This window comes from Ruegeria sp. TASC047 (genome assembly GCF_059612445.1).
In genome coordinates, this window is the sequence record NZ_JBXWQP010000029.1 from 424297 (window position 1) to 446442 (window position 22146).

Here is a 22146-nt window from a genome sequence, read left to right on the forward strand (position 1 = left end):
CAGGTATGGCGACGTCAGGGCAGTTATTTCTGTTCCGGGTCGTCCATGTAGCGTTGCAAGATACTGAATTGCAGCATCAGGAAGGCCATCAGCGCGATGGGAAATCCAAAGGTTTCTATCTTGACCCAAAGGTCGGTCGACATGGTGCGCCAGACAAACTCGTTTGCGGCGGCCAGAACAGCGAAACAGGCGCATAGGCGGCGCGTCAGAATCATCCAGCCTTCGTGCTTCATCGGCAGCATTTCATCCAGTACGTAGGCCAGATAGGATTTCTTTTGCAGCAACCCGATGCCAAGGATCAGGGCGAACAGGCCATAGACAAGCGTGGTTTTCATCTTGAAAAACCGCTCGTCATTGAACCATGCGGTCAGGCCGCCGAAGAAAATAACCATGAAGGCCGTGAAAATCTGCATCCGGCTAAGCTGGCCGGTCAGGTACCACAGGATACCCATTGCCCCCAGCATCAGGGGGACAAAGATAATCGTGGCGATGATAAAGCCGGAATATTCGGTGCCACCGATCAGAAAGCTGTCATCACGCAAGCGCAGGTAGATGAAGAAGAAGGCCAGCGGCGGGCCAAGCTCCAGCACCTGTTTCAGAAATGGGTTGATGTCTTTTTTGCCTGTCATCGGTATGTCCTGCTGCTTACCCGCCCATTTCAACTATTACGGCGCCGAGTGCAATCAATGCCATCAATGCAATGCGTCTTGGGCCAACGGTCTCCTTCAGGACAAGCCAGCCGATCAGCGCCGCAAAGACGGTTGAGGTTTCGCGCAGCACGGCCGCTTCGCCGACTTTGTCCAGTCGTGTGGCCAGCATGATCGACCCGAAGGACAAAGGCGCGATGATGCCCCCGGCCAGACCCCGCAGCATCAGCGGGCCGGGCGCAGGGCGATGCGTCATCGCGCGCCATCTGAGGAAGGCATAGATCGGCATGGCCGCGCCGTCGATCATGAAGAACCAGGCCAGAAATGTGAACGGGTCGGCGGTGGCGCGTATGCCATAGGCGTCATAGGTGGTGTAAAGGGCGACAAACAGCCCCGTGATGATCGCGAGGACCAGCGCAATCCCCAGCGTGTCCCGGTTGGTTTCGAGAAACCGGAAATTATAGGCGGCCAGGCCGAATATCCCGGCCAGCAGGGTTGCGACGCCCAGCCACTGCACGGTCGAGAATGTTTCACCGAACAGAAGATAGGCACCAATGACCGTAAACAGCGGACCCGTACCACGCACCACCGGATAGACGACCGTGTAGGACCCTTTGGTGTACGCTGCGGCTTGCAGCGTCTTGTAGGCAATGTGGATCAGCCAGGCGAGGGCGAAGATCGGCCACATATGAGGTTCAGGCCAGGGCACCACGAAGAAGGCAAAGGGGGCGGCCATCAGGCCATAGCTGGCGTCAATGGCGCCGCGGGACAGCCATGGATCATGGCGGCCTTTCTGCAGCGCCCCGAACGCGGCGTGCAGGAAGGCGGCCATCAACGCCAGTGCCAGCGCCAGTTGGTGACCGGCTTCGGTGCCTTCAAGTGAGATCAGCCAGTCGCTCAAATACGCAGACCTTTTGTAGGGCGGAGAGGTGGGGGGGCTGTCTGCCCCCACACCCCCGAGGATATTTGGGGCCAGATGAAGTGGCGGATCAGCCCTTGTCGAGCCCGGTCAGGGCGGCGGCGAATTCTTCGGGATCGAAGGGGGCAAGGTCATCGATCTGTTCTCCCACCCCGATTGCATGGATCGGCAGGCCGAACTTGTCGGCCAGCGCGACCAGCACACCGCCCTTGGCGGTTCCGTCCAGCTTGGTCATGATCAGGCCCGAGACATCGGCCAGCTTGCGAAAGGTTTCCACCTGGCTCAGCGCGTTCTGACCTGTGGTGGCGTCAAGGACCAGCAAGGTGTTGTGCGGTGCGGTCTCGTCGACCTTGCGGATGACGCGGACGATCTTGGCCAGTTCCTCCATCAGGTCGGTGCGGTTTTGCAGGCGCCCGGCGGTATCGATCATCAGCAGATCCGCGCCTTCGGCCTGTGCCCGGGTCAGCGCGTCAAAGGCGAGGCTGGCGGGGTCCGAGCCCTCGGGCGCGGTCAGAACCGGAACCCCGGCGCGGTCGCCCCAGACTTGCAGCTGTTCGACGGCCGCAGCGCGAAAGGTGTCACCGGCGGCGATGACGACTTTTTTGCCAGTCTGCTTGAACTGGCTGGCCAGTTTGCCGATGGTCGTGGTCTTGCCCGAGCCGTTGACGCCGACGACCAGCACCACTTGCGGGCGTTTGGGATAGATCGGCAGGGGCCTGGCCACGGGCTCCATCACGCGGGCCACTTCCTGCGCCAGCAACTGTTTGATTTCCCGGGTCGAGAGTTTGCGCCCAAAGCGCCCCTCGGCCATGTTCGAGGTGACACGCAGGGCGGTGTCGACGCCCATGTCAGAAGCGATCAGCAGCTCTTCGAGTTGCTCGAGCATGTCGTCATCCAGCGTGCGTCGCATTTCTGTGGCAGCGCTGCCACGGCTGAACAAGCGGTTCAGGATGCCTTTGGACTCAGGGATTTCTGGTGGCGGGGCAGCTGGTGTGGGATCCGCCGGGGCGGGGGCAGGTTGTTCAGCCGGTTCCTGCGCCGGTTCAGGGGTCGGGATTTCGGGAACCGGTTGCGGCTCGGGCTCAGGTTCGGGGAGGACAGGGTCGGGTGCGGCGGTTTCCTCGCCACCATCCTCGACGATGGCGTCCAGCCCCTGTTCGAGGCGGGATGAGGATTTGAACAGCTTGTCCTTTAGCTTTGAGAAAAACGCCATATTTGGTCTCCGCAGGTGTTCCTTTCACCTAATGCGGATTTGCGGCAGTTGCAAAGGGTCACGCAAAAGCGAAGACGAAACCAAATTGCGCGCCCCAGTAGAGCGGCCAGATCAGATAGGGCGTCAGCTTGTGGGCGGGGTGGTTCGCAGGCAGCAGGAACTTTTCCGTAGCAAGGATCAGATCAGACGCGATGAAGGTGATTGCAGCCGGGAACGCCCATCGCAGGGCACCTGTCTGGGGCAGCGCCAGCACGGTGATCCCCATGCCAAGGATGATCGGGATATAGGCCAGAACAGGGCCTTTCAGGTCTCCGGCGCGGGGGGCAAGCAGTGTGGCCATGACAATGCCCAGAATGACCAGAGACCACACGATCGCGGGGGCATCCCAGATCAGGCTGGCGGAGCTGGCAGGATGCGACAGGAACAGGGCGATATAGGCCAGATGCCCGGCGGCAAAAGCGGCAATGCCGGCCATGAACGTGGCATCCGTTTCACGCGACAACAGCGCGTCCCCGGTTGCGCACAGGGCAAGCGCAGCGGCAAGCATCCATGGGCTGCCCTGCAGAACCACAATGACTGCCAGCGCGGCGACCGAGGTGGTTTTCAGCACAGTGCGCAAGGAACTGGCTGGTCGGGCCGTCAGGGGCAGGTATCCCAATGCGCAGCCAAGGGCGATCCGGAAGAGAAGGGTTGCCATGTCACCTCACCGCGGTTTTCGAATACCTTCATCCCGAGCGCGGCATATAATCAAGCGCTTACGTTGAGTTAAGCATGTTTCCCCAAGCCCTGGCCAAAGGGTGAATGGCATAGCGGGATCGCATCTGACACAATGGGCATATGTTCCGAGCGCTGATGATTCTCGCCTGCTTTGCCACGCCGCCCGTTGCGGCCCAGACCCCTTTGTCCGGCCCCGAATTCGACACCTATACGCAAGGCAAGACCCTGTTTTACGGGTTCGAAGGGCAGGTTTACGGGGTCGAACGCTATTTGCCCAACCGCCGCGTGATCTGGTCTTTTCTGGATGGCGATTGCAAGGAAGGTGTATGGTATCAGCAGGAAGAGCAGATTTGTTTCATCTACGAAGACCGGTTTGACCCGCAATGCTGGGTCTTTACGCGATCCGGTGGTGGCCTTGTCGCGCAGTTTGAAGGCGACCCGCAGGCGACCGAGCTGTACGAGGCGGAAGATATGGGGGAAGAAATGGTGTGTTATGGCCCCGACGTCGGTGTCTGACTAGGTCACCCGAAGCTCATCATAGCTGAGCATGACATGCTCCTGATATGCAGGTCTTTCTGTCAGCTTATCGTAATAGCGCCGCAGGTTGTGCAGGACCGCGCGGGATATCGCGATGTCGTAATAGCGATAAAGGATATGTCCCAGCTGAATATCGGCCAGTGTCAGATCGGGCCCGCACAGGTAGGTGTTTTCTGACAGCCGGGTATCGGCAAGTGCCAGTTTGCTATCCAGCGCGGCAGCGGCCTGCTCAATCGCGTTTTGGTCCTGCTCTGCCGGGGCGGTCCGGACAACCTGCCAGAACACGGGCACCGTGAAATCCATCGCAACGTTGATCTTGGCCCATTCCGCCCATTTGTCGACTTCGGCCCGTTGAACCGGGTCGCGTGGCCAGAACGCATTCCCGCCATAGGCATTCGCCAGGTAGCGCAGGATTGCACCGGTCTCCCACAGCGGTGGGTGATCGCCATCCTGTAGCACTGGGATGGTGCCGTTCGGGTTCAGCTTGCGAAAGGCATCGGTGCCCAGCCCGCCGAACCTGTGCCCTGCATCGTGGCGATGAAAGCGCAGATCCAGCTCTCCGACGCACCACATCAGGGCCTGAACATTCGATGACGTTTTGCGGCCCCAGATTGTCAGCATGGCTTAGAACAACGATCCCTGATCTGGTGCATCCGGTTTGGATTTCCGGTTGGTCTGCTTTGCGGCTGTCCCGGTGTCAAGAATGCCATCGGCGAATTCGATGTCCAGCACCGTGTGTTTTGCCGCCTCGGCCTTGGTCGTGATGACATTCCCATCTGCGCGGACCACAGCATATCCGCGTTCCAGCGTCGCCTTGTAGCTGAGCGTTTCGCGCAGGCGGTCGGTGGCCTCCAACTGATGTTTCAGACGATCCAGCCGCGTAGTCTGTGCCGCGTTCATCCGATCACCAAGCCGGGCAAGGTTTTGCGCGTGCTGGCCGATCTCGTGTTGAATCGGGCGCAGGGACAGGCGCGACGACAGGTTGCGCAGTGATTCCTGCCGGGCCGAGACCAGACCGCGCAGAGTTGACGGGCGCAGATGGGCTGACAGTTCCACTACTTGCAGGCGGCGGTTTTGCACTCCTCGCGTCAAAGCCGGGGTCAGGCGATCCGCAATCAAATCAAGGCGTTGCCGGGGGGAGTTCAACAGGTTGTCCGGGCGCGGCAGGGCGCGGGACAAATCGCGCAGCCTTTGCGAACGGCGCTGCACCGCGTCCGTTGCCGCGCGCGACAGGCGGGCGCCTTGCTCGCCGGTCCAGGCGAGCAGTTCGATACGGACCGGCACGGCCAGCTCTGCCGCAGCTGTGGGTGTAGGCGCGCGGCGGTCCGAGACGAAATCGATCAGGGTCGTGTCGGTTTCATGCCCAACGGCCGAAATCAGCGGTATGTCCGATGCGGCGGCGGCGCGCGCGACACTCTCTTCGTTGAAGCCCCAAAGATCTTCGATCGACCCACCGCCACGGGCCACGATGATCAGGTCAGGACGGGGCAGTGCGCCGCCGGGTGTCAACTGGTTGAACCCTTCGATGGCGCGGGAAACCTCGGGGGCGCAGTTTGCGCCCTGCACGGCCACGGGCCAGATCAGCACCTTTCGCGGGAACCTGTCCCGAAGCCGGTGCAGAATGTCACGGATCACCGCGCCCGAAGGCGATGTCACGACGCCGATGATCTGCGGCAGATACGGCAGGGGCTTCTTGCGTTCGGGCGCAAACAGACCTTCGGCCTCAAGCTGTTTCTTGCGCTTTTCCAGCAAGGCCATAAGTGCGCCCTGACCGGCAACGGCAACTTCATCGACATTCAGGTTGTATTTGGACTGTGCGCCAAAAGCGGTCAGGCGACCGGTGACGACAACCTCCAGTCCTTCCTCTGGCACGACCGAGAGGCTGGAAACCTGACCTTTCCATGTCGTGCAGGCCAAAACGTTACGGTCGTCCTTGATGTCGTAGTACAGGTGCCCGGACCGGGCCTTGAACACGCGCCCGACTTCGCCGCGCACGCGGATTCGCCCGAACGCGCCTTCCAGCGTGCGCTTCACCTCGCCCGATACCTCGGAAACCGTGTATTCAGGGGTGTTTTGGCCCGGAATCGGGTCATCAAGCAGGTCGGACATTTCAGCGCCTTGTTTCAATTGCTCACCCAGCTTAGAACGCCGCGCAGGCGAGGCCAAGCAGATCGGAGACGACCCCATGAACATCCTTATTCTCGGCAGCGGCGGGCGCGAACACAGCCTGGCCTGGGCAGTGATGCAAAACCCAAAATGCGACCGTCTGATCGTGGCGCCGGGCAATGCCGGGATCGCTCAGATCGCGGAGTGTGCCGCTCTGGATATCGAAAACGGCGGGGCCGTCGTCAGCTTTGCCGAGGAAAACGCGATTGATTTCGTGATTGTCGGTCCCGAGGCCCCCTTGGCCGCCGGAGTGGCGGATCGCCTGCGCGAAGCCGGGGTGCTGGTTTTCGGACCGTCTGCCGAAGCGGCCCGGCTGGAAGCCTCGAAAAGCTTTACCAAGGAAATCTGCGACGCGGCACATGCGCCCACCGCCGCTTATGCGCGGTTCACCGCGCCCGAGCCCGCCAAGGCCTATATCCGCGAACAGGGCGCGCCCATCGTGGTCAAGGCCGATGGTCTGGCCGCCGGCAAGGGCGTGATCGTGGCCATGGACGAAGACACGGCGCTTGACGCCATTGACGACATGTTCGGCGGTGTCTTTGGCGGGGCCGGGGCCGAGGTCGTGATCGAAGAGTTTATGGACGGTGAAGAAGCGTCTTTGTTTGTTCTGTGCGACGGCCAAAACATCCTGTCCATCGGCACGGCCCAAGACCACAAGCGGGTGGGCGAAGGGGATACCGGCCTGAATACCGGGGGGATGGGTGCCTATTCTCCGGCGCCGGTTCTGAGCGCGGAAGTTGAAGCGCGTGCAATGGAAGAGATCGTGCGCCCCACCATCGCCGAGATGAAGCGCCGGGGCACGCCGTTTCAGGGAATCCTCTATGCGGGGCTGATGATCAAGGACGGCCAGCCGCGCCTTGTGGAATACAACGTCCGTTTTGGGGATCCGGAATGTCAGGTCCTGATGATGCGTCTGGGCGCGCAGGCGATGGACCTGTTGCATGCCACCGCCGAAGGGCGGCTGGGCGAGATGCGGGTCAACTGGGCCGATGATCACGCGATAACGGTCGTGATGGCGGCCAAAGGTTATCCGGGAACCTACGAGAAGGGCACGGTCATCAAAGGATTGGACGGCTTGCCCGAGGACAGCAGCAACATGGTGTTTCATGCGGGCACAAGCGAGGCTGCGGGGCAGGTGCAGGCCGTCGGCGGGCGCGTTCTGAACGTGACCGCGCGCGGAAAAACGCTGCAAGAGGCGCGCGACCGGGCGTATCAGATGGTTGATGCCGTGGATTGGCCCGAAGGGTTCTATCGCAGCGATATCGGCTGGCGCGCTTTGGAGGGATGATCGGGCAGGGGGCTTTGCCCCCTCGGCCTTGCGGCCTCCCGGCGCTGCGCGCGTTTGCGGTCGAAATCGTCCGCTGGACGATTTCTTTTCAACCACTCACCCTCCAGGATCTTTTTGGCCAGATGAAGAGGCGGATCAGCAATTCAGGGCTGATGTGAGATTGTCGCGCTGTTTGAGCGGGCCCAAGTCCGTCAGATGCCAGCCATCCTGATAGGAAACACGGATGATCCGCGACCAGTCGGCGCTGGCGAGGATCATTTCGGGATGGTCGCCGCAGCTCCGCAGGCCGCCGGAAATGAAATCCTCACCGATCTTGTGGTTGGTCAGGCCGGGCAGAACAGCGATTTCGGTCAGTCCGCTATCTTTGAAGCGCCAGATGCGCAGGGTTTTGGCCAGGTGGGGGCGGTCGATATAGGCGATTTCGATATTGCCATCACCATCCAGATCAGCAGCACCGACCGGGGCGAGCCAGCGGAAACGTGCGCCGATATGAGGAGTGGCCGCTATCTTTTCGCCAGCGGCGTTGTAGATCGCAAGCTGAGCGCCTGTTGTGTCCTGCGTTTCAACGACAACTGCTTCAACCGCGCCGTCCCTGTCGATGTCTGCCAGACGCGGCGCGAGGTCTTCGAATACACGGTCCTGTGGCAGACGAACCGTTACGACTGTGTCATCGACCACAAGTTCCAAAGCGCCGTATTCGATATAGTCACCCAAAACGCCATGCGCGTATCGCGTGGTTGGTTCCGCGAAGCGGGCGTCGGTGATGGTATCCGCCGCGACGGCGATTGGCAGCGTGCACCACAGGCCAAAAGGGAGCAAAGCGCTGCGCACCCGACATTGCAACAGGCGGGCGGGCTGACGCGGCGCTTTGTTGGGCATCAGATCTGCTTTTCAGGCATCTGGACAATCAGGCCGTCCAGCGCGTCGGTGACCTTGATCTGGCAGGTCAGGCGCGAGCGGGCCGGGTCGGGCTCATAGGCGAAATCCAGCATGTCCTCTTCCATGTCGTCCTTGGCCGGGATCTTCTCGACCCAGTCCGGGTGAACATAGACATGGCAGGTCGAGCAGGCGCAGGCACCGCCGCAATCGGCCTCGATGCCGGGAATGTTGTTGTCACGGGCCCCTTCCATGACGGTCAGTCCGTTGGCGACCTCGACAGTGTGCTCGGTACCGCCATGCTCGACATAGGTGATCTTTGCCATTGCGTGCGTCTTCCTTTTGCGATGTTCGAAACCTTCCTTAGTGAAGGGAGTTAGGTGTTTCCAGCCTCATTTGCGACTCCTTGCGCCGTGTCTGGACTTTCCTGCATTTTGTTCTATTTTTGTTCCTATGCTTATTGCCCCTTTTCACCGCGCGGTTTCAAACCGGAACTGGCCGCGACCGCCGTCCTGTCTGCCCTCCGCCCAGCTGGAGGCCCCGCCCGAAGGGGCGCGTGTGGCCGTGGCCGGGCTGGTGATCCTGCGGCAGCGGCCGGGGACGGCCAAAGGCGTGATCTTTCTGACGCTTGAGGATGAGACCGGGATCGTCAACGTGGTGGTCTGGCGCAAAATCTACGAACGCTTCCGCCGTGCGGTGATCTCGGGGCGATTGCTGAAGGTGACGGGTCGGATGCAGCGGGCGCATTCGGTGACCCACGTGATCGCGGAAGAGATCGAGGATATCTCGGGCATGCTGGACTTGCTGGTGCAGGGGCAGGGTTAGGTCTGTCGTGCGGATCAATCCTAAATTGTCCGTCGCAGTGCCACAAACCCGCGCCTGGAGAGCGGGCGATATGTTTTCTTTGTCCCAAATGCGCGATTAAGGCGCTTTTCCGCCACTTGAACGCGGGATGGTCGACTCTTTGGAGCCGGGCACGTAGTGACACGCATCTTTGCGCATCGGCTTGTGTCAAAGCTCGGGCCGGATTGCGCATCACTCAACGTCTTTTCAGAGTCAGTTCGGATGCCCAACGCAACGCACCAAGGATCGCTCCAAAACACCATCTCTCGGGACGAAAGCCGGATTTCCGACCGTCTGGCCGAGCTCTCGGAACTCACGCGTTCAGCGGGATATGTTCACACCGCCCGAATGATTGATGAGGCGTTAGGCGCTTATTCCTTTGAACGCAGACAGGCTGAGACTGCAAAAAGGCTTCGGTCAGAGTTGCAGCTACTCAAGCAGATTGAGGCGTCGCGCCCGGCGGAAGAAGCGGATCGAAAGCCGCATTTGGTCCCGAACTTTCGGTCCCGGCGGTCGGCAAAACCCGATGGGATTCTGTTCGACAGGGCCGAGCGTTCTGGCGACGCAGCCCAGAAAGCCGGGGCGCGCAAAGGGCAGGCCGCATTTGTCCTGACGACCCGGATGCGTGTTGACGGGCGGAACGTTGCAAGGCTGCGCAATGGGCATTGGACGGGCATATCCATGTCTTTCCCCGCGGAACCTGAATTCCAGTTTCGCTGACAGGTCGCCCCGCGACAAGGATCCTCCGCCAGGGGCGTTGCAGGGCAGGATTCAGAGGGCAAACTAGGTAACCAATGCGATCGCGGAAAGGATCGAGGATATTCCGGGGATACAGGATGTTTTGGTGTGGGGGAGAGGGTTAGTCCGCTTTGCGGGACAAAACGGACTTCGACAGAATAACGGCTGCTATTCAGCCTCTGCCTGCACGATCGCGATGGCCACTGGTACGCGATATATATTCTTGTCGCGGAAATTAGCGCTTACCGCATCGGTTACTTGATCCCGAATTACTTCAATCACTTCCGGCTTCTGACCCTTGATAAGCTGGGATGCCGCAACCGTTGCCGTTAGGAAAATATCGAATAATTCACCCGGTTCATCCAAGAGCCAATGCGTCGTGACATTTTCATGGGAAACCATGCGCAAGCCAGATGCCTGCATCATCGCCTTCGCTTCGTCGGGCCGCGCAAAAGCGAAAAGGTCCGGCTGAGGGGGGGCATCGGAAAAATCTGCATTCGTCTTTATCGCTCCAAACACAGTTCCGAATGCCGGAGAAACATCTGGGGTCGCCCAAGTTGCCATCAAGAAACGGCCCCCGGTACGCAGCACTCTGTTGATTTCATCTAACGCTTTCGGTTGCTCAGGTAAGTGCATCATACCAAAGTTGCAGACCACCTGATCGAATTGGCCGTCAGCGAAAGGAAGTGCTGCGGCGTCACCTTGCTGAAGAACAGCATCTGGTGCGGTCTCAGCTGCTAAGGCAAGCATTACTTCCGAAAAGTCTAAGCCAGTAACACGTGAACCCGCCTCGCTAAGCATTGCGGTCAAGGCGCCTTGACCGCAACATAAATCAAGAACCGACATTCCTTTTGGCGATCCACGATTGATCAACTCTTGGGCCGCATAGTCCGTGACAGGGCCAAACTTTCTTACATAAGCGGAGACAATGCTCTCGTCGGCCCAGCCGAGGCGCTCGCGGGCTGCGAATTCGCCAAAATCTTGCATATTTCCCCCGTCCTCCATCTGGCATCCTCATAGGCAGTTGAATGATAGATGAAAACAGAGAGGTCAGCTACGGCCTCAAAGCAGCCCATAAGCCTTACCGCTTGAACAAAACGCTCTGTGCCTGTTTGTCCCGGTGATCCCCTCGCAACTCGGCATACAGCGCGCGTCCGGCTTGTACGGCTGGGCGGGCGCTGACGGTTTCCAGCCAGCGGGCAAAGTGCGGTTTGTCCTCCAGCACCTGCTGCTGGCCTTCCCACAGGCTGGCCCAGCCCCAGATCGACATGTCGGCGATGGAATAGAAATCGCCCGCGACATACTCGTTTTCGGCCAGCCGCCGGTCCAGTACGCCGTAAAGCCGCGCGACCTCGGCGCGGTAGCGGTCCTTGGCATAGGGCAGGTCCTGCGGCGGGTCCAGTTGCGGGGCGTATTTCAGGAAGTGATGCGCCTGACCGGCCATCGGGCCAACGCCGCCCATCTGCCACATCAGCCATTCCTCGACCGCGATCCGGTCGCGTTCGGTCGTGCCATAGAACCGCCCGGTCTTGCGTGCCAGATACATCAGGATCGCGCCGCTTTCGAAAACCGAAACAGGTGCGCCATCCGGCCCGTCGGGATCGACAATGGCGGGCATCCGGTTGTTGGGCGCGATTTTCAGGAACGCGGGATCGAACTGGTCACCCTTGCCGATATTGATCAGATGGGTGGTGTAGGGCAGCTCCATCTCCTCCAGAGCGATGGAAACTTTCCAGCCATTCGGTGTCGGCCAGAAATACAGATCAATCGGGTCAGCCATGTGTTCTCCTGATGTTGACAGGGATCATGCGGGTTTCTGCCGGTTCGGCAAGTACCGCTTACGAAAGCGTGACCGACGCGCAGGCCGGGCTTGACCGCGAACCGCCCGAAGCGTATTGCGATCCTGAAGCTACGTGGCGATTTGTTACCGGATTGCGGGCCACGCTAAACAACACCGCTAAAAGGTCAGGATGAAAGACCCCTTTCGCTTGGCCGCGTCTGGGGTTTTTTGTTTGCCTCCCCCCGAGGCTGAAAGGAATGAGATGAGCGAGAACTGGAACAAACGCACCCAAGCCGTTCATGGCGGCATCCGTCGCAGCCAGTATAACGAGGTGAGCGAGGCGATTTTCCTGACGCAGGGCTTTGTTTACGAAAACGCGGAGCAGGCCGAGACCCGGTTTCTGGAATGTGGCCCGGACGAGTTCATCTATGCCCGTTACGGCAACCCGACCGTGTCCATGTTCGAACAGCGCATCGCGGCGCTGGAGGGCGGTGAAGATGCCTTTGCGACGGCCTCGGGCATGGCCGCCGTCAACGGCGCGCTGACCTCGATGCTGAAGGCCGGGGACCATGTCGTTTCGGCCAAGGCGTTGTTCGGCTCGTGCCTCTATATCCTTGAAAACATCCTGAGCCGCTATGGCGTGGAGGTGACCTTTGTGGACGGCACCGATCTGGAGCAGTGGAAGGCTGCGATCCGCCCGGACACCAAGGCCGTTTTCTTTGAATCCATGTCGAACCCCACGCTTGAGGTGATTGATATCGCTGCCGTGGCCGATCTGGCCCATGCGGTCGGTGCTGTTGTTGTGGTGGACAACGTGTTCTCGACCCCGGTGTTCTCGCGCGCGATCCAGCAGGGCGCGGATGTGGTCGTCTACTCAGCGACCAAGCATATCGACGGGCAAGGCCGTGCGCTGGGCGGTGTCATCATCGGAACCAAGGACTTCATCCGCGGAACGGTTGAACCCTATCTCAAGCATACCGGTGGAGCGCTGAGCCCGTTCAACGCGTGGATCATGCTCAAGGGCCTTGAGACGATGGCGCTGCGGGTCAATGCACAAGCCGAAAGCGCGCAAAAGATTGCCGAGGCGCTGGAAGGGCACCCGGCATTGGAACGGACGCTTTACCCCGGTTTGAAAACCCACGCCCAGAACGCGCTGGTTCAAACCCAGTTGGGCGGCAAGGGCGGGACCGTGCTATCGCTGGACATCAAGGGCGGCAAGGATGCGGCGTTTGCCTTCCTGAACGCAATGAACATCCCTGTGATTTCGAACAATCTGGGCGATGCCAAATCCATCGCGACGCACCCGGCGACAACAACGCACCAGCGTCTCAGTGACGTGCAGAAGGACCAGCTGGGCATTACACCGGGTCTGATCCGCTTTTCCGTCGGGCTTGAGGATGCCGGTGACTTGCTGGCCGACCTTCAGCAAGCGCTGGAAGCCTCGCAGAAGTAAATCAAAGCCCCCTGCGCGCCTTTTTCGTGCGTAGGGGGCAGGCTGTGCCTGCCCAAGCGGCCACTCTGTTTCAGGCGGCAGCCAGACGCGCCGCCCGCTGTTCCCACCGTCAAAAGGCGCTAACTGTTGCAAGATGACGGTTTTGCGCCGGATTTTTCAATCCGGGCTGCTATTGCCGACGTATCGGGTTAGACTGATAATAGACCATCAGTCATATATAGTCCGACGACCAACCAAGGAACCGCCGCTGATGAACGTTCACCCGCGCGACATTGATGAAAAACCGGATCGGGACAAGGCTGCCGAAGCTCTGAACGTTCTGCGGCAATGGGCCAAATCTGCCTCGGAAGCCGAGATAAACCAGCTTGACCCGGCTGTGGCCCGGCTGCTGCCCGGTCTGGCGGCGGGCAACTATCCGCCTTTTTTGCGCGCTTACCCCGATGACTTTACCGTCGATGCGGCGTACCGCGCATCCTTGCCGGATTTGCAGAACGGCCCGTCCAGCCTGATCCGTGGGGCCAAACAGCAGATCCAACATGTGGGTATTTCGAACTTCCGCCTGCCGATCCGGTTCCACCGGAAAGAGGGCGAAGACCTGACGCTGGAAACCTCGATCACCGGCACGGTCAGCCTCGAGGCCGAGAAAAAGGGCATCAACATGTCCCGGATCATGCGGTCTTTCTACAAACATGCGGAACGGACGTTCAGCTTTGAGGTCATGGAATCCGCTCTGGACGATTACATGTCCGATCTGGACAGCTTCGACGCCCGTATCCAGATGCGCTTTTCCTACCCGGACAGGATCAAAAGCCTGCGTTCAGGCCTTGAAGGGTACCAGTATTACGATATCGCACTGGAACTGGTCGAACAGAACGGTGTGCGTCAAAAGATCATGCACCTTGACTACGTCTATTCCTCGACCTGCCCATGTTCTTTGGAACTCAGCGAACATGCCCGGTCGATGCGCGGTCAGCTGGCGACGCCGCATTCGCAGCGCTCCGTCGCGCGGATCTCGGTTGTCGTGGATTGCGATGCGGATTGCCTGTGGTTTGAAGACCTGATTGCGCTGTGCCGCCGTGCGGTTCCGACGGAAACGCAGGTGATGGTGAAGCGCGAAGATGAACAGGCTTTCGCCGAATTGAACGCAGCCAATCCGATCTTCGTCGAAGATGCCGCGCGCCTGTTTTGTGCCGAGTTGCTGGCAGATCATCACGTCGGTGATTTTCGCGTTGTCGCAAGCCATCAGGAAAGCCTGCACAGCCATGACGCCGTGTCGATTCTGACCGAAGGCCCAACCTTCGCCGCGTCCAGCCTTGACCCGAAACTGTTCACGACCCTGTTTCACGTTGGCTGAACGTCTCGGGTAAGTGGCTAGAATTTAATCAGAGATTTACCTGATCGGCGCTCATTAGCCGCAGCGCAGCAAAAATGCTGCAATTGCGTGAAAAACTCCTGTATCCTGACGGGGAATGCAGCTTCGGCACACCGGCGCGCTCAATGGTGTGTCACCCGAAAGGAAGCCGAGACGTGAGACGCCTTGGACTGCAAGACCCCAACCTCCGCCCGGCCCCCCGAGCGGGCAGGGCGCTTTACCCTTACTCTTCTGGCTGCATCGTTTTCACAGGAGATCTATGGAATGAATCCGATTACCCAACCGCTGGAGCTTCAGGCCGCGGCTATACGCATGGCTGGCTATGCGATCGTCAACCAGATCAAGATTGCACAGATCATGACCCGTTCGGCGCTTGAACTGCCGATGGTGCCGGTCCACGCCCTGCATCTGGCAGCATCAGCACCGGGTCCAGTGGTGGAAGCTCCGGCGGAAAAACCGGCGGCCAAACCCAAACCTGCCGTGGCGCGCACGAAACGCGTACCGGCGAAATCGTCAACGGCCAAGAAAAAGCTGGCCCGCAAACCTGCGCCGGCCAAGCCGGTAGCCAAACCTGTTGAGTTTTCAGCCAGTCCGCGGCCCACGGCGGCACCCCCGGCGGCAGCCAAACCGACACCAGCGGTTAGTGATGAAAAAGCAGTGAAGCCTGTTGAATCCGCGGCGACACCTGCGACCGAAACCGTGTCGCCCGTAACGCCCAAGCCCGCCCCTGCGACACCGGCGCCTGTTCAGGCAGCGCAGGTCAAGCCGACACCGGTCGATCCTGCCCCGGCCAAGGTGCAGGCGAAACCAGCCCCGGCGACGGAACCGCCCAAACCGCAGGCGCGAAAATCACGCGCCCCGTCCAAACCGCCTGTGATGCCCGGAACAGATGTCAAAAACTGACGGGTAAACCGGGATCATCTGCTTGACACGGTCGGGTTGGCACGCCAACCCTGCGCGTCATGATGGATCTTCGCCCGGTCGGATATGTGATTGGCTTGCTGGTCGCCATTCTTGGGGCGACCATGCTGCTGCCTATGCTCGCGGACCTGATCGAAGGGCGCGGCGAATGGCCGGTATTTCTGGAAAGCGCCATTATCACGACGCTGACCGGGACCGTTCTGGCGATGAGCTGCTCGAACGGTGTGGGCGAAGGGCTGACCATCCGCCAGACCTTCCTGTTGACAACCGGTGTTTGGGCGGCGTTGCCCCTGTTTGGGGCAATTCCGTTTCTGTTCGGTGAAACCGAGCTGCGCTTTGTTGATGCGTATTTCGAGGCGATGTCCGGCCTGACAACAACAGGTTCAACGGTGATTTCCGGGTTGGATACCCTGCCGCAAGGGCTATTGCTGTGGCGTGGTATCCTGCAATGGCTGGGGGGTATCGGGATCATCGTTGTCGCCATGGTGTTCCTGCCCGAACTGCGTGTCGGCGGCATGCAGATCTTTCGCTCGGAAGGCTTTGAAACAATGGGTAAAATCCTGCCGCGCGCGCAAGAGATCGCGGGTCAGATTTCGCTCATCTATGTTTTCCTGACACTGGTTTGCGCGCTGGTTTACGCCGGTCTGGGAATGAACTTTTTCGATGCGCTGGTACATGCGTTGACAACGCTTTCGACCGGTGGGTTCTCGAACTATGACGCCTCGTTCGGAACCTTTTCGGGCCCCGCCGAATATGCGGCGTCGGTGTTCATGATATTGGCGGCGCTTCCTTTTGTGCGCTATGTCCAGCTGGCAAACGGTTATACAGCGTCCTTGTGGAAAGACAGTCAAATTCGCGCGTTTCTGGCGACCATTCTGGTTCTGGTCATCATCATGTCGATTTTCCTGACATCGGTCTTTCCGCATCACTGGGAACAGGCGTTTCGGGAATCTCTGTTCAACATCACCTCGATCATCTCGGGCACCGGCTATGCCAGTGTCGATTACATGGGCTGGGGCAGCTTTCCGATCATGATGTTCTTCCTGATCGGCCTGATTGGCGGCTGCGCGGGATCGACTGCATGTTCGATCAAGATATTCCGCTATCAGTTGCTGTTTGCCTCGATCAAAAGTCAGATCAAACGGATCAGGTCTCCGCATGGCGTGTTTGTGCCGCTCTATGATGGGCGGCCCGTGGGGCAGGGCGTTCTGACCTCGGTGATGAGCTTCTTCATGTTCTTCGTCCTGTCGATGGGCGTGCTGTCCTGGGCGCTGGCGCTGACCGGTCTGGACTTCATCACAGCCGTTTCCGGGGCGGCGACCGCGCTGGCCAATGTCGGCCCCGGTCTGGGCGATCAGATCGGACCAGCGGGCAATTTCGCAAATCTCAACGACACGGCCAAATGGTTGCTGACAATCGGGATGCTGGTCGGGCGGCTCGAGCTGTTGGCCGTTTACGCGATCTTCACCGTTCAATTCTGGAGAGGCTGATGAAAAGACCCCTTGGCGCGCAGATTTCGCATATGCTCAAGGATCGTGGCGTGGACGTGATTTTTGGCATACCCGGCGTTCACAATCAGGAAATGTACCGCGGCATCGAAGAGGCTGGCATCCAACATGTTCTGGCCCGTCACGAACAGGGGGCGGGGTTCATGGCCGATGGGTATGCCCGCTCAACCGGCAAGCCGGGGGTTGCCTATGTGATCACCGGGCCCGGCCTGTGCAACATCATGACGCCGATCGGGCAGGCCTACAGCGACTCGGTGCCGATGCTGGTGGTGTCGTCCTGCCTTGATGAAACACAGGCCTTGCGCGGCCAGTTGCACCAGATGAAGGACCAGCGCCTTGCGGCCGGAACCGTTGCCGACTGGTCGGCACAGGCCAACACGGCCGAGGCCGCCTATGCGCTGGTCGAACGCGCCTTTGAAGAATTCGAGCTGTCGCGCCCGCGCCCCAAGCACATTCAGGTGCCAATCGCGCAGTTGCAGGCCGAGGCTGATCCGGCACCTTTCCCCAACCAGCCCGCGTTGCGCATCAAGGCGTTGCCGCCTGACGTATCGCCTGTTGTCTCGATGCTGAACCTTGCGCGCAGGCCGCTGTTCATTCTGGGGGGCGGTTGCAAGTCCAACGACTGGCGGCAGATTCTGGCACAGCTTGGGGCTGCCTGCTTTACCACATACGCAGGGCGCGGGCTGCCGGGCGCAAACTATCCGCTGGATTTCGGCGCGTCGCTGCCGCGCCCCGGCAGCGCCGAGGTTATCGCCTCGGCGGATCTGGTCATCGCGGTCGGCGCAGAACTGGGCGAGGTCGATCTGTGGCGCAGCGACCTTGGGCATTCGGCAACGCTGATCCGCGTTGACCTTGATCCCGAAGTCCTGTCCGACCAACATCGCGCCGCGATCAAACTGCAAACCGACAGCGAAAGCTTTGCCCGCGCCTTGTGGCAGGCGACCGAAAACCTGAAACCGGCAACCGGCTGGTCGCCCGATGAAATTTCCGAAACCCGCGCCCGGTGGCGGGCCGAGGTGGATGCCGAACGGCCCGGAATTGCAGCAGTGGCCGATGCGCTGCGCTCGGCGATGCCGGCTGATACCATGATCTATTCCGACATGACCCAATTCGCCTATGTCGCGAAAGAAGTGTGGGACATGGCCTATCCGCATCACTGGCACCATCCCACCGGGTTCGGAACGCTGGGCTATGGTCTGCCGGCTGGAATTGGCGGCGCGGTGGCGCGGCGCGGCAAACCAACGGCGGTTATCGCCGGGGATTACGGGTTCCACTATACGATGCAGGAACTGGGTGTTGCGGTCGAACTGGGTTTGTCGCTGCCGATCATCCTGTGGGACAATGGCAAGCTGAAAGAAATCGAAGACAGCATGGTCCGCAGCCAGATCGCGCCCAATGCGGTGGTGGCGCATAACCCGGATTTCTGCAAACTGGCCGAGGCTTTTGGCGCGCGCGCCTCAGCGCCTTCATCTCTGGCTGAGATGCAGAGCGCGGTTCGCGCGGCGTTTGATGCACCTGTCCCGACCTTGATCCACGTGACCCCGGACATTCTGTAACAAAAAGCGCCGCATGGTCATGCGGCGCTTTGGTGTTTCAACGTCTGGTTTCAATGTCTGCGCGGGCTCAGTCCCAGCAGTGTACCAGAACCGTCATTCCGGTCGCGCGCCGGTTCAGCTCGTTAGGGGAAATCCGGGTGGTTTCCTCGCTTGACTGACCGGAAACGCCGGCTTTCGTCAGGATTTCTGTCAACCGCTCGACCGTTGCCGCAAGGCTGACCGATGCGGGCAGGGTGCGCCCCTCGGACGGTGTGGGCAGCAGCATACCAACCACGTTGCCGCTGTCGTTGAAGACCGGTCCGCCTGCATCTCCGGGCTGAGCGTTCAGCGCCAGCCGTTTGACACCTGTCTCGCCGTTCAGGCCGCGGATATCCGCGATTTGGCCGTAGGTCAGCGTCGGTGCGCCCAAAGCCCCCTGATAGGAAAAGCCGGATACGGCCACTTCGGACTGGATGCGCGGCTGGGTGGTACTGAAAGCAGCAACACTCATCGGTGCAAGGGCTTTTGCAGGGCGCAGGACCGAAACACCAAGCTCCGGGTCCGTCAGCGCCAGTTGCACCTCCTGATCCCCTTCCAGTGTGATCCGGGTGCAGCTTTCGGCGGCTTCGGATACCGTCAGAACCGTACCGTCCGCGCCAGCGAAAAAGCCCGACCGCGACAACCGGGGCTTGCGGATTTGAAGACCCGAGACCAGATCGATGCGCTGTTCCGCATCCGCACCGGCGGCGGCATCCAGAACCGCGTCCGTTGTGCTCAGGCTGGTCGCCATCGCAGCCAGAACACGCAGGCGGCGCGCCTCGTCCCCTTCGGGCCAGACCAGCGTAAAGCCCTTGATTTTCCCATCGGCCAGCCGCGCCTGCGTGAATGACACGATCCCATTGCCGCGCCCTTCAAGGGTGAACTGGTCGCGGCCCAGCTCGCGCGGGCCGTTCAGCGGTACAATCTCAAGCGACTGCATCACCTCGTAAAGGGCGCGCAACGTGTTCTTGTCACCCTCCTGACTGATCAAAAGGGCCTGGGCCTTCAGGTCCGAGGCGCTTTTGAAATGTACGAACGGAGCTTCATAGCGGTCAAAGCTGACTGTACCCAACGGCATATCCAGCGCAATTCCGGCCGCGTCGTCGGAATACCGGTCCATCCCGGCCGAGATCAGCGGCGCGTTGTATTCATCCATCAAGGCCTTGCGCTGCACCGTGGTCAAAACGCCCGTCGCCTCATAGCCGTTGAACCGCTGCCAATCGCCCATCGACCGGCGGGTTCCCTGACCGAAAGCACCATCAATGGTCGAATAATAGAAACCCGCAGCCTGCAGGGCCGTTTGTAGGTCTTTCCGTTCCTGCGCGGTCAAAAGGCGCTCGGACTGCAATGCTTGTGCGCGGGTTTCATCCGAAACCTGTGGGGTCGTGATTGTCAGGGTTTTTTGCGGCTGTGCTGCCGGTTCCGTCGGCGCGCTTACAGCGTCGCGGTTCAGGGCGTTTTCGCCGACGGGCCAGAACTGTTGCCCCAACGAACTTGAAAACGCGACAAAGCTGTCACGCGGGATCTGCCCCTCAGCCCGGTATACGCGTAAAACCTGCTCGGCATCGCCGCGCGAATAGGGGCCAATGACGATGGCATACCAGCCACTATTCAGCCGAAACCCGTTCACATCGGGCAGGGTGCTGGCATAGGCTTGCGCCCGGTCCTGCGCTTCGCGCAGCGACGGCTGCGCCTCGACCTGAACCCAGACGCCGGGGTCTTGTTGAGCGGTCGCGGTGCGCAGGCCGACCAGAAGAAACAAAAGAATTGCTGAAAATACGCGTGTCATTGTCTGCCCGTGTTATGCGGTGTTTGTACTGAGGTGCAGAATACGCGATTTCATTTGCCAAATACCATGCTGAGAATGCGGGGAATTTGTGGTGTGGCCGCGCAGATACAGCCACAGCCCAAAGCCCCGTTGACGCCCCTCGGCCCCTTGCATAGGAAGGGCCAAACCGACCGGAACCGGGCGCACGGGGCGCCCAGAGGGAATGTCATGACCGAACCGACCAGCGCACCGCGTTCATTTCAGGAAATCATCCTCAGGCTTCAGTCCTACTGGGCCTCGAAAGGCTGTGCGATTCTGCAACCCTATGACATGGAGGTCGGGGCAGGGACGTTCCATCCCGCAACCACCTTGCGGGCGCTGGGGTCCAAGGCATGGGCCGCAGCCTATGTTCAGCCGTCGCGCCGTCCCACGGATGGGCGTTATGGCGAAAACCCCAACCGGCTTCAGCATTACTACCAGTATCAGGTGCTGATCAAACCCAGCCCGCCGGATTTGCAGGAGCTGTATCTGGGCAGCCTTCAGGCCATCGGCATCGACATGGACCTGCATGATATCCGCTTTGTCGAAGACGATTGGGAAAGCCCCACACTGGGCGCATGGGGGCTTGGCTGGGAGGTTTGGTGTGACGGAATGGAAGTCAGTCAGTTCACCTATTTCCAGCAGGTCGGCGGCCATGACTGCGCGCCTGTCTCGGGCGAGCTGACTTATGGTCTCGAGCGTCTGGCCATGTATGTGCTGGGTATCGACCACGTGATGGACATGCCGTTCAACGATCCGCAATCGCCCAGCCCGCTGAAATACGGCGATATCTTCAAACAGACGGAAGAGGAATACGCCCGCTGGAATTTTGACGTGGCCAATACCGAGGTTCTGCTGCGCCATTTCGAAGAGGCCGAGGCTGAATGCGCCACTATCCTGGCGCAGGCGCATGACGATCCGAAAACCGGCAAGCGCATCATCATGGCGCACCCGGCTTATGACCAATGCATCAAGGCGTCACACATCTTCAACCTTCTGGATGCGCGGGGCGTGATCTCGGTCACCGAACGACAGGCCTATATCGGACGCGTGCGGGCGCTGGCCAAGCAATGCGCGGATGCCTTTGTGCAGACCGAGGCCGCCGGGTTCAGCGCCGGATGAGGCGATCAGGCCAGCCCCGGCAACAGAGCTTTCAGGCCGTCCGCAATCATGCTGACGGCGATAGCCGCAAGAATCATCCCCATAAAGCGGCTCATGATCACGCGCGCGGTGTCGGACAGGCGTTGGGCCAGCCAGGCCGCGTTCCAGAACGTGATCAGAAGCAGGCCAACAACGGCAAGGAATACGCCTGCATAAACAAAGGCTTCTATAGGCTTCTTGATCTGGTGTGCATACAGGATCAGCGTGGTGATGGTGCCGGGGCCTACCAGAATGGGAAAGGCCAGCGGATAAAAGGCGACGGTGTCGGGTTCGGGGTAAGCGTCCTTCTCCCCCTTCGTCCCGTGGTGAGAGGTGCTTTCGTGCCCGTTCAGCATGTTCAGACCGATCATCATGACAACCAGACCACCGGCGACGCGCAGATGATTGACGCTGATGCCAAAAAGGCCAAGCGCCTGACTGCCGACCAGGGCAAAGGCACCGCCAAGGATCAGGCAGTAGATCACGGTTTTGACCGCTATCTTGCGCTGTTCGGCGGCGGACAGGTCCTGAGTGACGCTCAGAAACACCGGCAGGTTGGTGACCGGGTTCATGATCGCAAACAATGCGCCGAAAAATCCGACGGCAAGGGTGGATTCCATCGTGTTGACCTCGTTTCTGCCTGTTCC

General features: G+C 60.1%; 22 protein-coding genes and 1 riboswitch. Of the genes, 10 read left to right on the plus strand and 12 right to left on the minus strand.

The window, feature by feature from the left end; translation table 11 throughout:
- Positions 1-23: 23 nt before the first annotated feature.
- The 4 genes from AC2FLO_RS09915 to AC2FLO_RS09930 all read right to left on the minus strand — a co-directional run bounded on the left by AC2FLO_RS09915 (position 24) and on the right by AC2FLO_RS09930 (position 3476).
- Positions 24-629, minus strand: coding sequence for an inner membrane-spanning protein YciB (locus AC2FLO_RS09915; RefSeq protein WP_267363984.1), 606 nt, complete (start codon positions 627-629; stop codon positions 24-26).
- A 16-nt stretch (positions 630-645) separates the two neighbouring features.
- On the minus strand, positions 646-1548 hold the full coding sequence (locus AC2FLO_RS09920) for an EamA family transporter (RefSeq protein WP_496752935.1): 903 nt from the start codon (positions 1546-1548) through the stop codon (positions 646-648).
- An 88-nt stretch (positions 1549-1636) separates the two neighbouring features.
- Positions 1637-2779, minus strand: a complete 1143-nt coding sequence (ftsY, locus tag AC2FLO_RS09925) for a signal recognition particle-docking protein FtsY (protein WP_496752934.1) — start codon at positions 2777-2779, stop codon at positions 1637-1639.
- A 58-nt stretch (positions 2780-2837) separates the two neighbouring features.
- Entirely contained in the window at positions 2838-3476 is a 639-nt protein-coding gene (locus AC2FLO_RS09930) for a lysoplasmalogenase family protein (RefSeq protein ID WP_496752933.1), read from the minus strand.
- Positions 3477-3616: 140 nt separating this feature from the next.
- On the opposite strand from AC2FLO_RS09930, the gene AC2FLO_RS09935 reads away from it, so the two are divergent.
- Positions 3617-4012, plus strand: coding sequence for a hypothetical protein (locus AC2FLO_RS09935; RefSeq protein WP_496752932.1), 396 nt, complete (start codon positions 3617-3619; stop codon positions 4010-4012).
- Here the strand turns inward: AC2FLO_RS09935 and AC2FLO_RS09940 are convergent, their stop codons facing one another.
- Positions 4013-4654 (minus strand): glutathione S-transferase family protein, encoded by a 642-nt coding sequence (locus AC2FLO_RS09940; RefSeq protein WP_496752931.1) that lies wholly within the window; start codon positions 4652-4654, stop codon positions 4013-4015. It lies immediately after the preceding gene.
- A gap of 3 nt (positions 4655-4657) precedes the next feature.
- Positions 4658-6142, minus strand: a complete 1485-nt coding sequence (gene xseA / locus AC2FLO_RS09945) for an exodeoxyribonuclease VII large subunit (RefSeq protein WP_496752930.1) — start codon at positions 6140-6142, stop codon at positions 4658-4660.
- A gap of 76 nt (positions 6143-6218) precedes the next feature.
- Between xseA and purD the strand changes: the two genes are divergently transcribed.
- Positions 6219-7487: a phosphoribosylamine--glycine ligase gene (gene purD / locus AC2FLO_RS09950; protein ID WP_480583580.1), complete on the plus strand. Its 1269-nt coding sequence runs from the start codon at positions 6219-6221 to the stop codon at positions 7485-7487.
- A gap of 135 nt (positions 7488-7622) precedes the next feature.
- Here purD and AC2FLO_RS09955 read toward each other — a convergent pair whose 3' ends face one another.
- Both AC2FLO_RS09955 and AC2FLO_RS09960 read right to left on the minus strand, forming a co-directional pair.
- On the minus strand, positions 7623-8366 hold the full coding sequence (locus tag AC2FLO_RS09955; RefSeq protein WP_496752929.1) for an FG-GAP repeat domain-containing protein: 744 nt from the start codon (positions 8364-8366) through the stop codon (positions 7623-7625).
- Positions 8366-8689, minus strand: a complete 324-nt coding sequence (locus AC2FLO_RS09960) for a 2Fe-2S iron-sulfur cluster-binding protein (RefSeq protein WP_209504265.1) — start codon at positions 8687-8689, stop codon at positions 8366-8368. Before AC2FLO_RS09960 ends, AC2FLO_RS09955 begins: the two co-directional genes overlap by 1 nt.
- A gap of 127 nt (positions 8690-8816) precedes the next feature.
- Here AC2FLO_RS09960 and AC2FLO_RS09965 point away from each other — a divergent pair, with 127 nt between their 5' ends.
- Both AC2FLO_RS09965 and AC2FLO_RS09970 read left to right on the plus strand, forming a co-directional pair.
- The gene (locus AC2FLO_RS09965; protein WP_496752928.1) at positions 8817-9188 is read left to right on the plus strand and encodes an OB-fold nucleic acid binding domain-containing protein; all 372 of its coding nucleotides are present in this window, start codon (positions 8817-8819) and stop codon (positions 9186-9188) included.
- Positions 9189-9428: 240 nt separating this feature from the next.
- Positions 9429-9926, plus strand: coding sequence for a hypothetical protein (locus AC2FLO_RS09970; RefSeq protein WP_496752927.1), 498 nt, complete (start codon positions 9429-9431; stop codon positions 9924-9926).
- A gap of 186 nt (positions 9927-10112) precedes the next feature.
- Here AC2FLO_RS09970 and AC2FLO_RS09975 read toward each other — a convergent pair whose 3' ends face one another.
- Both AC2FLO_RS09975 and AC2FLO_RS09980 read right to left on the minus strand, forming a co-directional pair.
- Complete coding sequence (locus tag AC2FLO_RS09975; RefSeq protein ID WP_496752926.1) at positions 10113-10949, minus strand: class I SAM-dependent methyltransferase; 837 nt, start codon at positions 10947-10949, stop codon at positions 10113-10115.
- Positions 10950-11025: 76 nt separating this feature from the next.
- Positions 11026-11724, minus strand: coding sequence for a glutathione S-transferase N-terminal domain-containing protein (locus AC2FLO_RS09980; protein WP_480486013.1), 699 nt, complete (start codon positions 11722-11724; stop codon positions 11026-11028).
- A 123-nt stretch (positions 11725-11847) separates the two neighbouring features.
- Positions 11848-11925: riboswitch (SAM riboswitch) on the plus strand.
- Between the two features lie 61 nt (positions 11926-11986).
- On the opposite strand from AC2FLO_RS09980, the gene metZ reads away from it, so the two are divergent.
- The 5 genes from metZ (at position 11987) to AC2FLO_RS10005 (ending at position 18534) form a co-directional block, all read left to right on the plus strand.
- The gene (metZ, locus tag AC2FLO_RS09985) at positions 11987-13177 is read left to right on the plus strand and encodes an O-succinylhomoserine sulfhydrylase (RefSeq protein ID WP_496752925.1); all 1191 of its coding nucleotides are present in this window, start codon (positions 11987-11989) and stop codon (positions 13175-13177) included.
- A gap of 250 nt (positions 13178-13427) precedes the next feature.
- Entirely contained in the window at positions 13428-14531 is a 1104-nt protein-coding gene (folE2, locus tag AC2FLO_RS09990) for a GTP cyclohydrolase FolE2 (protein ID WP_496752924.1), read from the plus strand.
- 282 nt (positions 14532-14813) lie between these two features.
- Complete coding sequence (locus AC2FLO_RS09995) at positions 14814-15452, plus strand: hypothetical protein (RefSeq protein ID WP_496752923.1); 639 nt, start codon at positions 14814-14816, stop codon at positions 15450-15452.
- 59 nt (positions 15453-15511) lie between these two features.
- Positions 15512-16960 carry a TrkH family potassium uptake protein gene (locus AC2FLO_RS10000; RefSeq protein WP_496752922.1) on the plus strand — a complete coding sequence of 483 codons (1449 nt, stop codon included), beginning with the start codon at positions 15512-15514 and terminating at the stop codon, positions 16958-16960.
- Positions 16960-18534, plus strand: coding sequence for a thiamine pyrophosphate-binding protein (locus tag AC2FLO_RS10005; RefSeq protein ID WP_496752921.1), 1575 nt, complete (start codon positions 16960-16962; stop codon positions 18532-18534). Before AC2FLO_RS10000 ends, AC2FLO_RS10005 begins: the two co-directional genes overlap by 1 nt.
- A 67-nt stretch (positions 18535-18601) precedes the next feature.
- Here AC2FLO_RS10005 and AC2FLO_RS10010 read toward each other — a convergent pair whose 3' ends face one another.
- Positions 18602-20341, minus strand: a complete 1740-nt coding sequence (locus AC2FLO_RS10010) for a serine protease (RefSeq protein WP_496752920.1) — start codon at positions 20339-20341, stop codon at positions 18602-18604.
- A gap of 207 nt (positions 20342-20548) precedes the next feature.
- Here AC2FLO_RS10010 and AC2FLO_RS10015 point away from each other — a divergent pair, with 207 nt between their 5' ends.
- Positions 20549-21481 carry a glycine--tRNA ligase subunit alpha gene (locus AC2FLO_RS10015; protein ID WP_496752919.1) on the plus strand — a complete coding sequence of 311 codons (933 nt, stop codon included), beginning with the start codon at positions 20549-20551 and terminating at the stop codon, positions 21479-21481.
- Positions 21482-21486: 5 nt separating this feature from the next.
- Here the strand turns inward: AC2FLO_RS10015 and AC2FLO_RS10020 are convergent, their stop codons facing one another.
- The gene (locus AC2FLO_RS10020; RefSeq protein WP_267363361.1) at positions 21487-22119 is read right to left on the minus strand and encodes a MarC family protein; all 633 of its coding nucleotides are present in this window, start codon (positions 22117-22119) and stop codon (positions 21487-21489) included.
- Positions 22120-22146: the final 27 nt, after the last annotated feature.